The following is a 12,530-nucleotide window of genomic DNA, read 5'->3' on the forward strand; positions in this document are numbered from 1 at the left end:
AAGTCCAGTCACACTTCCAAATTTCTCGCGTGGCGATCGTGACCTACATGGCCTTTTCAAGCCGAGCAAAGGCGACTTTGGTCCGAGCGCTATCTCAAATCGGGATCCGGGCACGCGTTCGCCAGCAAACGTCTTTGGTAGCGGCTACTCGGAAAAAATACAGCAATAACAAAGCACTGACACCGGTGACAGTCGAGTGAAATCGGCGCTGCTGTTCGATTCTGACTGGAGGTCAGAAAATGAACATCAAGAGCCTTCTTCTCGGCTCAGCTGCGGCCCTGATCGCAGTTTCCGGTGCTCGCGCCGCCGACGCGGTGACCGTCGCCGAGCCGGAACCGGCTGAATACGTCAAGATCTGCGACGTTTACGGCGCCGGCTACTTCTATATCCCGGGCACCGAGACCTGCCTGCGCATCGGCGGCTATGTCCGCTACGATGCCGCTGGTGGCGACATCGGCTCGTTCGACGGCGCCCGCACGAGCGATGTCGTAACCGGCAAGGACCAGGGCACGTGGTTCAAAAACACCCGCTTCACGCTCAAGACCTGGACCGGCCAGGAAACCGAGCTCGGCACGTTGAAGACCTACACCGAAATGCGCATGAATTTCGGCAACCGCAACGGGGATTTTGAGTACAACGAAGCCGGCAACAAGACCTTCGACCTGCACTTCGCCTGGGTACAGCTCGGTGGACTGCGCGTCGGTCTCGACGAATCGGCTTTCGACACCTTCGTCGGTTACGCCGGCAACGTCATCAACGACACGCTGGTCCCCTATGGCGGCTTCCAGACCAATGAAATCCAGTACTACTTCGATGCCGGCAACGGCTTCTCGGCGGTGGTCTCGCTGGAAGAGGGTTCGGGTCGATATGACGGGGCAATTGGCACGATCGACAGCTATGTTCCGCATGTCGTCGGCGGCGTGAAGTACACGCAGGGCTGGGGCGACATCGTCGGTGTCGTTGCCTACGACAGCAACTACGAAAACGTATCCGGCAAGGTTCGCCTGGATGTGAACGTGACCAATGAACTGTCACTGTTCGGCATGTTCGGTTACGGCAGCGACGGCAAGCTTAGCGATGTTGGACTCGCTCGCTCCTTCTACAAGCCATGGGGCGGCCATTGGGCCTTCTGGGCCGGCGGCACTTACAAGTTCAGCGACAAGGCCTCCTTCAACCTCCAGGTGTCGGGCGATCAGTTCAAGAACTACGGCATTGCAGCTAACGTTGCCTACACTGTCGTTCCCGGCCTCACCATCACGCCCGAAGTTGACTTCCTCCACAATGGCAGGTTCGGCGATTTGGACAATTCCAACTGGACCGGTGCCACCAAGAAGAACAGCGTCGGCGGTATCATCCGTTTCCAGCGCGACTTCTAGAACCAGATATTTTCTGGGGAGACAGGAAAACCCGGCGGGCAACCGCCGGGTTTTTTCTGTTTTGAGTGCATGTCGAGGTCCCCAATCGCTGCGCAGTTTGGGTGTTGCAGCAATGTCCGAGCCGCCTTTGGCGTTCGACACGATATCGGCGTAGCGGCTGTGGAGAGCTCCTAAAATCCGGGGGGACAGCCGCTCCTGTACTGCCGGACATCTCTCCATCACTTGAGAGCTGATCGAATGTCACGCCGCATATGCCAATTGCCAACGTCGCAGCATGGAACGGGATGCCGAAGCTGCCAATCTCGCGACTTGTGGGGAGATATTCAGTCCGGCCCGCAGTTGCTGCCGAAGGTCCGGCAGGACAAAGGGGGCGCGAACGGTCATAACGGATCCGGCTTTGCGTCGCCGCATTTCCTCAAGCAAACGACCAAGCCGTCAGAATCTCCGGATCGAGCAACTGGCTGGCCGGAGCGGCTGCGCCCGGCGATCGAATTCAAAGCTCGGCCAGGTCACCCAAGGCTCCAATCAGGGGGGTGATCTCGGCTTCGAAACTCTTCCAGCGCCTCACGGAGGATCTGTAGACCGGCTGACGAACCTGCCAGCGGCTGGGGGTGGTAACCGCCCCTTCCCTGTCGAAGAAGCGCAAGCAGGCATCATTCCACGGCAACCCGAGATAATCGATGAGCCGGCGCGACTGCGCCTCTTGGTCCTCCACAAGTGTCTCATATCGATTCTCGAAGATGCGGCCCGGGAACACCTCGTTCCAATGACGCATCAAGCGATCGTACTCGCGATAGTAGAGACCGAGCGTCTGCAGGTCCGTATTGTAGCCGTGCGTCGAGCTGAACGGCAGGACGTAGCACGATACGCAGTTGTCGATAGCATCGCGGCGACAGTGAATGATGCGCGCCTTAGGGAAGAGAAGGCTGAGAAGGCCAACCAATTCGAAATTGTGCGGCATCTTATCTATGATGCGCCGCGCCGTCGGAGCGCGCTCCCGCAGATAGGAAAGATGCTCTTCTGCCAACGTCTTGGACAAGCCCTCGGTGATTGTCGTGATCGGTTTATCAAAATCGGAGGCAGAGGCTTGCAGACCGATTGCATTCGCCACCCGCCTTAGCTTGCTCAACTCTCCCGCCCCGTGAACCTCGGGATGACTGGCGCATATCTGTTCGGTAAGCGTGGTGCCCGAGCGCGGCATGCCCACCACGAACACAGGCGCTTCGGAAGAATTGCCGTAACCAGACCTTACCGCAAAGAAATCCGGCGTAAACGTTTCAATCGTCAGGTCTATGAAACGACGGTACCGATCGATGTCGAATTTGTGACCTTCCGCTTGCTTCGCCTTCTTGAAGTGGCCGAAGGCTGCCGCATAGCGCTTAAGGTCGTTCTCCACTTTACCGGCGGCGTAGTTGAGACTCGCTTTAGCCTCCGGCTTAAGCCCCGGCCTGTTCAACTCGCGAAGGATCGACTGGAATTCGGCGGGCTCCTCAGTGAATTTTCGGGTTTGCACAAGGTCGTAGTAGGCGGCCGCCACGTCGATGCGGCGTTCGATCGCCTCCTTGATATAGGAAGCGGCCTCATCCATGCGCCCAAGGCCAGTGAGCGCGGCTGCTATTCCGATCCGCGCCTTGGGATGGTCGCGCTTGATCCTCAGCGCCTTCTCATACAGGGGCAAAGCAAGATCAGGTTTGTCGAACTGGGTGTAAACGCCCCCCAAGGCACAAAGCGCCTCTACCAGATCGGGCTGCACTTGCAAGGCATATTGGATGTGTTTGACGGCCGCTGAGAATTCACTCAGCTTCCCATAGGCCTCGCCGAGGCTAAGATGGTAGTAGGGGTTTCTAGGCTCCTCGCCGACTGCACGCGCGAAATAGCGCAAGGCCGCCTCATCATCGTAACCCAGACAGACGGTGCCCATGATGTACAGGGCCAGCGGATGATTTGGCGTTCGAGCCAGCACCTGGAAGCATAAATCCTGTGCTTCATCAAGGCGTTTGGCCTGTTGACACTCATAAGCTTTCTTCAGCAAAGCGTCGTCGGCCTGTGCGCGGGCAAGCGAATCTTGCTTCTGAAGGCTCGGCTGTGGCGGACTTGCCTGGGGCCATCTGGACTTCGGCGTAACGCCGGATTTGAGGTGTTTGGACCAGGCAGGCGGCAGTCGGTTATTCATCCCTTTGGCTAGCAAAGGGGGCTGGCCGAATCCAGTAAACACAATGCGATGCGGGTCCGCTGAAATAGATGTTCAGCGCCCCAATCCATCTCCGTCTGATCGGCCCACAGGTACTGCCAGCCTTGGCGGATGTTCCCTTCCCGCAAGCGGCATCGTTTCAGAGGAGATTATTTGCGCTGACATATCAATTTCGGCGCGCATTACAGCTCGCCAGGGCGCCCAAGGTGTTTTGGTCGTACTCTGTCAACCCAGGTGCGCCAGAGGCCAAATTGAGATATGGGGCAGCCTTGCCAGTGGCAGTCAAATCTCCGCCAAGTCACCCAACGCTTCGATCAGGGGCTGGATTTCGCGCTCATAGTTCTTCCAGCGCTTCACCGAAGATTTGTAGATCGGCTGGCGAACCTGCCAGCGACTGTACGTGTTTACCGCACCATCCCTCTCGAAGAAGCGAAGGCATGCATCGTCCCATGATAGCCCAAGATAGTTTATCAGACGGCGCGACTGCTCCTCCTGGTTTTCAATCAGCGTCTCATAACGATTTTCGAGAATACGACCCGGGAAAACTCTGTTCCAATGGCGCATCAAGCGATCATACTCGCGATAGTAAAGTCCAAGTGTGCGCAAATCGCAATTGTAGCTATGACCTTCGCTAAAGGCCAGCATGAAGCAAGAAACACAATTATCGATGGCGTCGCGACGGCAATGAATGACCCGCGCGTTGGGGAAGAGAAGCCAGATGAGGCCTACCACTTCGAAATTGTGCGGCATCTTATCGATGACGCGCGCCGCATGGGGTGCCCTCTCCCGTAGATAAGCCAAGTGTTCATCCGCCAGCATTTTTGAAAGATCGGGTGTGATTGACATGATCGATTGGGCCATGTCGCCCGAAGAGCGATCTAGTTGGCCGGTTGCGTTCGCAACTCGCCTCAGCTTGCTAAGTTCGCCCGCGCCGTGCGCATACGGATGGCTGGCGCAAATTTGTTCAGTAAGCGTGGTCCCCGAACGTGGCATGCCAACAACAAAAACAGGCACTTCAGACGAATTTCCATAGCCCGCTCTTTCGGCTAGCAGGTCTGGGGTGAATATCTCGATCATCGAATCGACCCAGCGCCGGTACTGGTCGACATCGAACCTGTAACCCAAGGCCTCTTTCGCCTTGTTAAAGTGAAAAAAAGCCTGTTCGTAGCGTTTGAGGTCGTTCAGAACTTTGCCGGCCGCGTGATGGAGCTGCCCCGCGCTCTCAGCGCTTAACTTTGAATTGTCGAGTTCGCGCAGAATGGATTGGAATTCCGCGGGCTCCTCCGCGAATTTGCGGGTGTGTACAAGATCGTTATAGGCAGTCGGCAATTCAATCCGCCGTTCGATCGCTTCCTTCAGGTAGGTAGCGGCTTCATCCATCCGCCCGAGGCTGCTGAGCGCGTTAGCAAGCCCTATGCGTACCTTCGGATGGTCGCGATTGGTTTTCAACGCCTTCTCGAAGAGCGGCAATGCCATCTCTGGTTTATCAAACGCCAAATAAACACGGCCAAGAGAACAAAGCGCTTCTACAAGGTCAGGCTGCAAGTCCAGTGCATACTCTATGTGCTTGATCGCTGACGAAAATTCGCTGAGTTTTACATAGACGTCGCCGAGACTTAGATGGTAGTAAGGATTTTTAGGCTCCTCGCCGACAGCTCGCGCGAAATATCGCAAAGACTTTTCATCGTCGTAGCCCACATACACTGTCCCCAGGATGTACATAGCAAGAGGATGATTTGGCGTGCGCGCAAGGACTTGGAGGCACAAGTCCTGAGCCTCGTCCAGCCGTTTGGCTTGCTGGTGTTCATAGGCTTGCTTCAGGAGCTCGTCGTCGGCTCTCTCTCGCGCGCGCAGATTTGTTTTCAGCAAACTGGCTTGTGGCAACTTGGCTTGCGGCGCAGGGCCGGATCTGATGTGCTTTGACCAAGCAGGCGGCAGTCGATTGTTCATGGTTCCTCGCTACCAAAAACAAGCGGCGGAATCTAGCCTGAGCCGCGCAATCGATATGGTTCTGGCGCAGCTTGCGTCCTTCCATCGCTCACGCTAGCAAGAAGCCACCTTTCTCAACCGAGCCTTTGCCATGCTACAGCGCCCTTCCCTTACGCCGATCGTCGGCGCGCTTCCCACCACGGTGCCGTTCGTCGGGCCGGAGGCGCAGGAGCGCGAGCGCGGGCGGCCTTTCCGCGCCCGCATCGGCGCCAATGAAAGCAGCTTTGGACCCTCGCCGCGCGTGATTGCCCGCATGGAGAGCGTCGCGCGCGACCAGTGGATGTATTGCGACCCCGACAATTTCGACCTCAAAGTCGCGACGGCCGCGCATCACAATATCGGCGTCGAGAACGTGGTGGTCGGCGAAGGCATTGACGGGCTGCTCGGCCTTGTCGCGCGCATGTATGTCGCGCCGGGCGACGCGGTGGTGACCTCGCTTGGCGCCTATCCTACCTTCAACTTCCACATCGCCGGCGTCGGCGGCCGGCTGGTGACGGTTCCCTACGACGACGACAAGGAGGACCTGGACGGACTGCTTGCCGCTGTCGCCAGGGAAAGAGCGCCGCTCGTCTATCTCTCCAATCCGGACAATCCGATGGGAAGCTGGTGGGAGGCGCCGGACCTCGTCCGCTTCATCGAGGCGCTGCCGGAGACCACCATGCTGGTGCTGGACGAGGCCTATGGCGAGCTGGGACCGGCATCGGCGCTGCCGCCGATCGACGTCGCGCGGCCGAACGTCGTGCGCATGCGCACCTTCTCCAAGGCGTACGGACTTGCCGGCATTCGCTGCGGCTATGCGGTGGCCGAACGGGAAGTGATCCGCGACTTCGAAAAGATCCGCAACCACTACGGCGTCAGCCGCATGGCGCAGATCGCCGGGCTCGAGGCGATGGCCGATCAGGACTATCTGAATTCGGTGGTGGCGCGCGTGGCCGCGGGGCGCCGGCGCATTGCGGCCATCGCCGAGGAGAACGGGCTGAAGCCGCTGCCCTCGGCTACCAATTTCGTCACCATAGACTGCGGCCGCGACGGCGCCTTCGCGCTGACAGTAATGCAGGCGCTGCTCTCGCGCGACGTCTTCATCCGCAAGCCGATGGCGCCGCGGCTCGACCGCTGCATCCGGGTCAGCGTCGGCCTCGACCATGAGCTCGACATCTTCGCCGAGGAATTGCCTGGCGCGCTGGCGGCGGCGCGGGGGAACTAACGGCGATCCACAGCCGTTGCGTTTGCGCGGCGCCGAGCCGGATTCCGTAAGGCTTCGAAGGCGGAGACGAGCATGGTCAAGCAGAAGAGAACCGTTCGGGCGCGCATCTCCGGCAAGGTGCAAGGGGTCAGCTACCGGGTTTGGGCGCGGGACGAAGCCGTGCGCCTCGGACTGACGGGCTGGGTGCGAAACGAGCACGACGGTTCGGTCACGGCGCTCATCGCCGGCGCCGACGCAGCGATCGACTCGATGGTCGATCGGCTGTGGCGGGGGCCTAGGGGCGCGACGGTCATCAGGGTCGAGGTCGAAGAACGCACGGACGACAGTGCACCTATCGACTTCAGGATCATCGCCTAGTCAAGTCCGCCGAAATCAGCTTCCATCCACTGATCGGCAACCCGTCCGACACTGCTTCTGGTGCGACACGCACACGATATATGTGCGTATATTCCGATTCGTTACTTTAGCGCCGCATGATGAACATATTTGCTCCATAGCCGGAAAGGCGGGTGACGGAGATCAGGGGGCTCACCAAACAGTATCAACGGGGATATTCCAATGCCGCAGCACAGTGCCAACGAGCAGTATCTGCTCGAGCTCATCAATGCTGAGCGCGCCAAGGCCGGCGCCCAGCCCCTGGCCTTCGACAACGATCTCAGCGAAGCCGCCGAGGGCCACGACAAGTGGATGCTGGCCACCGACACATTCTCTCACACCGGCTCCGGGGGTTCGTCGCCGACGACGCGCATGACGAATGCCGGTTATACGCTGAGCGGCTCATGGGCCACGGGCGAGAACATCGCCTGGGCAACGACCCGCGCGCCGACCGGCTATGTCGACGAGGTCAAGCTTCTCCACACCAATCTGATGAATTCTCCCGGGCATCGGGCCAACATCCTCAATTCCAACTTCCGTGAAGTTGGGCTCGCCTTCGAGGTCGGCGACTACAAGGGCCGCAGCAGCGCCTTCGTCACGGAGGATTTCGCCAAGAGCGGCACGGATCTCTTCCTCACCGGCGTCGCTTTCGACGACAAGGACGGCGACCGTTTCTACGATCCGGGCGAAGGGCTGGGCACCATCACTGTGACCGCCAGGAACTCAGCCGGCCAGACCTTTAAGACCACGACCTCGGCCGCCGGCGGCTATGATCTAGCGCTGAAGCCCGGCACCTATAACGTCACTTTTTCGGGCGCCAATATCGCCACTTCGACGCAGACGGCGACAATCGGCACCAAGAGCGTCAAGCGCGACCTGATCGACCCGGCAATGAAATCGGGCACGCTCGCGGCGACGGCATCGGCAGAAGATTCAGGATCCGATTCAAGCCACGCCCCGGCCGCGCCGACCAGCGGACCGAACACGGGCAACGGCACCAAAAACTGGCTCGCCGACTTCTTCGGCAAGCATCCTGTTGGCGACCGGGGCACGCCTGGTCTCACCGACTCCACCGACGCGCCCAAGCATGATGCGGTGGCCTTGGACAGCGACCAATTCTTGTTCCGTCACGCCTCGCACGCCAATCCGGACAACGCGCCGGATCCGTCGGACCATGTCCAGCAGGCTGTGGAACGGGCGGCAGCGGGGCTGCACGACCACCTGCCGGCCGACAATCCGGTCTTTGCCGACGCGGCCGATGCGGCGCAGTCCGCGATCACCAAGATCCTGGCGCAGATTGCCGGCCATTCCGACCATCAAACGACGGAACTCGTCGGCTGATCCATTCACCGCGGGCCGCGCCTCGATCGCGGCCCGCCAACCCGCCTCAAGCCGGGCGCGGTTTTTTCGGGGGTAACCATCTGACACGCTCGCCTTTAGCTGACCTGAAACCTTCCGAGCTTCGCAAGGCGCTCGCCTCCTTCCGCGGCCCGTATGCGGCCGTCGCCGGCCTCAGCGGCCTCATCAACGTGCTGATGCTGTCCGGTTCGCTGTTCATGCTGCAGGTCTATGACCGCGTTCTGCCTAGCCGCAGCGTGCCGACGCTGGTGGCGCTGATCATTCTGGTCGCCGTGCTTTATGCCTTCCAGGGCGTCCTCGAAGCGATCCGTGCGCGCGTGCTGACACGCATCGGCGCCGGCATCGACGAGCTCATCGCCGGCCGCGTCTTCAACTGCCTCGTGCGGCTGCCGCTCAGAACGCCTGATCGCGGCGAAGGCCTGCAGGCGCTGCGCGACCTCGACCAGGTCAGCGGCTTCCTTTCCAGCCCCGGCCCGGGTGCGCTGTTCGATCTGCCATGGATGCCGCTCTATGTTGTGATCTGCTTTCTTTTCCATCCGTGGATCGGCGTCGCGGCGCTCATCGGCGCGCTGCTGCTGGTCGCGCTGACGGGGCTCACCGATCGCCTGGTCCGCGCCCCGACCAAGGCAATGTCGGGCTTCGGCACAAAGCGCGGCGCGATCGCGCAGGCGAGCGCCCGCAACGCCGAAGTGCTGGCCGCCATGGGCATGGGCGAGAGGCTGGCCGGGCGCTGGAGCCAAGCAAACAACGCCTTCCGCGAGGCGCAGGCGAAGGCGAGCGACCTGACGAGCGGATTGGGTGCGGCTTCGCGCATCATGCGCATGATGCTGCAGTCGATGGTCCTGGCGCTCGGCGCCTATCTGGTCATTTACCAGCAGGCCACGCCCGGCATCATCATCGCCAGTTCCATCCTGACATCGCGGGCGCTGGCGCCGATCGAGCTCGCCACCGCGTATTGGAAGCACTTCCTCAGCGCGCGCCAGAGCTGGCAGAGACTGGTCGATCTGTTTGCCGCCTTTCCGGTCGACGATGGCGGCATGGAGCTTCCGGCGCCAAACGCGACACTCGCTGTGGAAACCGTCGGGGTGACGGCGCCTGGTGGACGTCGCATCCTGCTGGAGGATATAGACTTCTCGCTCGGCGCCGGCTCCGGCATGGGCCTGATCGGCCCGAGCGGCTCCGGAAAATCGTCGCTCGTGCGCGCGCTCGTCGGCGTATGGCCCACGATGCGCGGCAAGATCCGTCTCGACGGCGCTGCAATCGAGCAGTGGCCGGCGCAGGCGCTTGGCCGCCATATCGGCTATCTGCCGCAGGATGTCGAATTGTTCGCCGGTACGGTCGCCCAGAACATCAGCCGCTTCGACGAGAACGCCATGCCGGAGGCGATCATCGAAGCCTCCCAGGCTGCCGGCGTGCACGACATGATCCTGCGCCTGCCCGAAGGCTATCAAACCGAGATCGGCGAGAGCGGCGCGGCACTTTCCGCCGGACAGCGTCAGCGTGTAGGCCTGGCGCGCGCGCTGTTCGGCAATCCGTTCCTGGTCGTGCTCGACGAGCCGAATTCCAACCTCGATGCCGCGGGCGACCAAGCGCTGACGCGTGCCATCGAAGGCATCAAAGCGCGCGGGGGCATCGTCATCGTGGTCGCGCATCGTCCCAGCGCCCTCGCCGCGCTCGACCACTTGCTGGTGCTGAATGGCGGCAGGCAGCAGGCATTCGGGCTGAAGAGCGAGATCGCACGGCAGGCTTTGCAGCCGGTGACAAAACCGCTGCATGCGGTCGGATCGGCGGGCTGAGATGAGGTCGGCAACGCCCGATTCCAAAGCCGATGCGTTGCGCGTGGTGCGCGACATCGCATTGTCCGCCAGGGCGCGCGCGATCGCGCTGCTCGACCGCGGTTCGAAGCCGATCGAAGGTGCTTCGCCCCAGCAGCAGCGCTTGCGTCAGGCCATTCGCAGGAACGTGCGGGCGGGAGCGATCGCAGCGGCGCTGCTTGTCGGCGGGCTCGGCCTTTGGGCGGCATCAAGCAGTCTTGCCGGAGCCGTGGTCGCAGGCGGCCATCTGGTCGTCGGCTCGAACGTGAAGTCCGTCCAGCATCCGCAAGGCGGCGTCGTCGGCGCTCTCAACGTGCAGAACGGCAGCACGGTCGAGGCAGGCGACGTCCTGGTGCGGCTGGACGACACGGTGGCGCGTGCCAATCTCGCCATCGTCGACAACGGTCTCGACGAGCTCTCTGCCCGCCGCGCCCGGCTGATTGCCGAACGCGACGGCGCCCAGGCGGTGCTCTATCCCGAGCAGCTGTCGGGAAACGCGCATGCCCCTCAGATCGGTCATCTCATCGACGGCGAGAACAGGCTGTTCGCGCTGCGGCGGCAGGCGCGCGAGGGCAAGATTTCACAGCTACGCGAGCGCATCGTGCAGTTCCGTCAGGAGATCGCGGGTATCGAGGCCCAGCTTAGGAGCAAGCAGCAGGAGATATCCCTCACCAAGATCGAGCTCGAGGGCATGCGGGACCTCTGGAAAAAGAAGCTGGTGCCGATCTCGCGTCTGGCCGATCGCGAACGCGCCGAGGCAAGGCTCGACGGCGAAAACGGGCAGTTGATCGCCGCCGCCGCGCAGACGCGCGGGCGCATCAGCGAGATGGAACTGGCGATCATCCAGATCGATCAGGACCTGCGCAGCGAAGTGGCGGGCGAACTGAGGGAGATCGACGGCAAGATGAGCGAACTGCGCGAGCGTCAGATCGCGGCCGAGCAAACGCTGAAGCAGATCGATATCCGCGCCCCGCAATCGGGCCGGGTGCATCAGCTGGCCGTGCACACGATCGGCGGCGTGATCGCGCCCGGCGAGGCGATCATGCAGATCGTGCCGAGCGCCGACGCGCTGGTGGTCGAGGCGCGCGTCGCGCCGCAGGACATCGACCAGGTGCGCATCGGACAGAACGCCACGCTTCGCCTTTCGGCCTTCAGCCAGCAGATCACGCCGGAAGTCGAGGGCCAGGTTGACCGTATCTCGCCCGACCTCATCGAAGACCAGAAAGCCGGGGTCGCCTATTACGCGGTGCGCATCGTGCTGACGCAAAGCAGCCTCAAACAGGCGGGATCGCTGGAACTGAAGCCGGGAATGCCGGCGGAGGTGTTCCTGAGAACCGGCGACCGCACGGTGCTTTCCTATCTGCTTAAGCCCCTGACCGATCAGGCGAGCCGCGCTTTCCGCGGCGACTAAGTCGCTCCGCTCTACAGATCCAGCCGAGGCTTGCGTCAGACCGATTGCAGGCCATTGCCCTTCGGCCTGAACACCATCGCTTGCCCGCTTGAATTAATTGAACGTTCGTTTTATTATCTGCTTCGCAGAGGCAAACATGGCACGCACCACGGGTTCAGATGGCGAAAAAACCGAGGCGGCCGTTCGCGAGGCGGCGGTCGGGCTGATCGCGCGGCTCGGCTATGAGGCGATGTCGATGCGCCAGCTGGCGACCGAAGTCGGCGTGCAGGCCGCCGCGCTCTATCGCTATTTTCCCACCAAGGAGGATCTGCTGTTCACGCTGATGCGCGAGCATATGGAAGGCCTGCTCAAGGCCTGGGATGACGCGCGCCCGGCACCGGCCGATCCGGCGGCGCGGCTCGCCGCCTATGTCGAGAACCACATTGCCTTCCATATCGAGCGGCGCCGCGCCACCCATGTCTCCAACATGGAATTGCGCAGCCTCTCGCATGAGCGGCTGACGCAGATCCTCAAGATGCGCACGGCCTATGAGAAGGAATTGCGCGCGATCCTGCGCGACGGCGCCGACGCCGGCATCTTCGAGATCGACGATGTCGGCCTGACCGCCATGGCGCTGATCCAGATGATGACCGGCGTCATCGTCTGGTTCCGTCCGGGCGAGCGGCTGTCGATCTCTGAAGTCACGGAGACATATCTTTCGATGACAAGGCGGCTCGTCGGCGCGAAGATCGGCGCCGGCAGCGCAACGCGTCCCGTCCGACGCGCAAAGGAGGCCACGGCACTTTGATTTCGCGCATTATCCTTATCGAAG

9 protein-coding genes are annotated in these 12,530 nt (G+C 61.5%); 7 read left to right on the forward strand and 2 right to left on the reverse strand.

Features of this window, described 5'->3' with window-relative positions:
* Positions 1-239: 239 nt before the first annotated feature.
* Positions 240-1,376, forward strand: coding sequence for a porin (locus CK221_RS11960; RefSeq protein WP_095777864.1), 1,137 nt, complete (start codon positions 240-242; stop codon positions 1,374-1,376).
* Between the two features lie 493 nt (positions 1,377-1,869).
* Here the strand turns inward: CK221_RS11960 and CK221_RS11965 are convergent, their stop codons facing one another.
* Both CK221_RS11965 and CK221_RS11970 read right to left on the reverse strand, forming a co-directional pair.
* Positions 1,870-3,549, reverse strand: coding sequence for a sulfotransferase (locus CK221_RS11965; RefSeq protein WP_095777865.1), 1,680 nt, complete (start codon positions 3,547-3,549; stop codon positions 1,870-1,872).
* Positions 3,550-3,849: 300 nt separating this feature from the next.
* Positions 3,850-5,517 carry a sulfotransferase gene (locus tag CK221_RS11970; RefSeq protein ID WP_095777866.1) on the reverse strand — a complete coding sequence of 556 codons (1,668 nt, stop codon included), beginning with the start codon at positions 5,515-5,517 and terminating at the stop codon, positions 3,850-3,852.
* 130 nt (positions 5,518-5,647) lie between these two features.
* On the opposite strand from CK221_RS11970, the gene CK221_RS11975 reads away from it, so the two are divergent.
* From CK221_RS11975 to CK221_RS12000, 6 genes are all read left to right on the forward strand, one after another.
* Complete coding sequence (locus CK221_RS11975) at positions 5,648-6,760, forward strand: pyridoxal phosphate-dependent aminotransferase (protein WP_095777867.1); 1,113 nt, start codon at positions 5,648-5,650, stop codon at positions 6,758-6,760.
* A 72-nt stretch (positions 6,761-6,832) separates the two neighbouring features.
* Entirely contained in the window at positions 6,833-7,117 is a 285-nt protein-coding gene (locus CK221_RS11980) for an acylphosphatase (protein ID WP_066997510.1), read from the forward strand.
* A gap of 201 nt (positions 7,118-7,318) precedes the next feature.
* A complete protein-coding gene (locus CK221_RS11985; RefSeq protein ID WP_095777868.1) occupies positions 7,319-8,476 on the forward strand; it encodes a CAP domain-containing protein in 1,158 nt (385 codons plus the stop codon).
* Between the two features lie 104 nt (positions 8,477-8,580).
* Entirely contained in the window at positions 8,581-10,290 is a 1,710-nt protein-coding gene (locus CK221_RS11990) for a type I secretion system permease/ATPase (protein ID WP_245430628.1), read from the forward strand.
* A gap of 1 nt (position 10,291) precedes the next feature.
* Positions 10,292-11,719: an HlyD family type I secretion periplasmic adaptor subunit gene (locus CK221_RS11995; RefSeq protein ID WP_095777870.1), complete on the forward strand. Its 1,428-nt coding sequence runs from the start codon at positions 10,292-10,294 to the stop codon at positions 11,717-11,719.
* 136 nt (positions 11,720-11,855) lie between these two features.
* Positions 11,856-12,506 (forward strand): TetR/AcrR family transcriptional regulator, encoded by a 651-nt coding sequence (locus CK221_RS12000; RefSeq protein ID WP_066997517.1) that lies wholly within the window; start codon positions 11,856-11,858, stop codon positions 12,504-12,506.
* The last annotated feature ends 24 nt before the right edge of the window (positions 12,507-12,530 follow it).

Source organism: Mesorhizobium sp. WSM3868 (genome assembly GCF_002294785.1).
Taxonomy (GTDB): domain Bacteria; phylum Pseudomonadota; class Alphaproteobacteria; order Rhizobiales; family Rhizobiaceae; genus Mesorhizobium.

What these genes read in the sequence shown, in the direction of transcription:
- CK221_RS11985 (WP_095777868.1), top strand. Translation starts at nt 7,319, where the DNA reads ATGCCGCAGCACAGTGCCAACGAGCAGTATCTGCTCGAGCTCATCAAT.
- CK221_RS12000 (WP_066997517.1), top strand. Translation starts at nt 11,856, where the DNA reads ATGGCACGCACCACGGGTTCAGATGGCGAAAAAACCGAGGCGGCCGTT.
- CK221_RS11960 (WP_095777864.1), top strand. Translation starts at nt 240, where the DNA reads ATGAACATCAAGAGCCTTCTTCTCGGCTCAGCTGCGGCCCTGATCGCA.
- CK221_RS11995 (WP_095777870.1), top strand. Translation starts at nt 10,292, where the DNA reads ATGAGGTCGGCAACGCCCGATTCCAAAGCCGATGCGTTGCGCGTGGTG.
- CK221_RS11980 (WP_066997510.1), top strand. Translation starts at nt 6,833, where the DNA reads ATGGTCAAGCAGAAGAGAACCGTTCGGGCGCGCATCTCCGGCAAGGTG.
- CK221_RS11975 (WP_095777867.1), top strand. Translation starts at nt 5,648, where the DNA reads ATGCTACAGCGCCCTTCCCTTACGCCGATCGTCGGCGCGCTTCCCACC.
- CK221_RS11965 (WP_095777865.1), bottom strand. Translation starts at nt 3,549, where the DNA reads ATGAATAACCGACTGCCGCCTGCCTGGTCCAAACACCTCAAATCCGGC.
- CK221_RS11970 (WP_095777866.1), bottom strand. Translation starts at nt 5,517, where the DNA reads ATGAACAATCGACTGCCGCCTGCTTGGTCAAAGCACATCAGATCCGGC.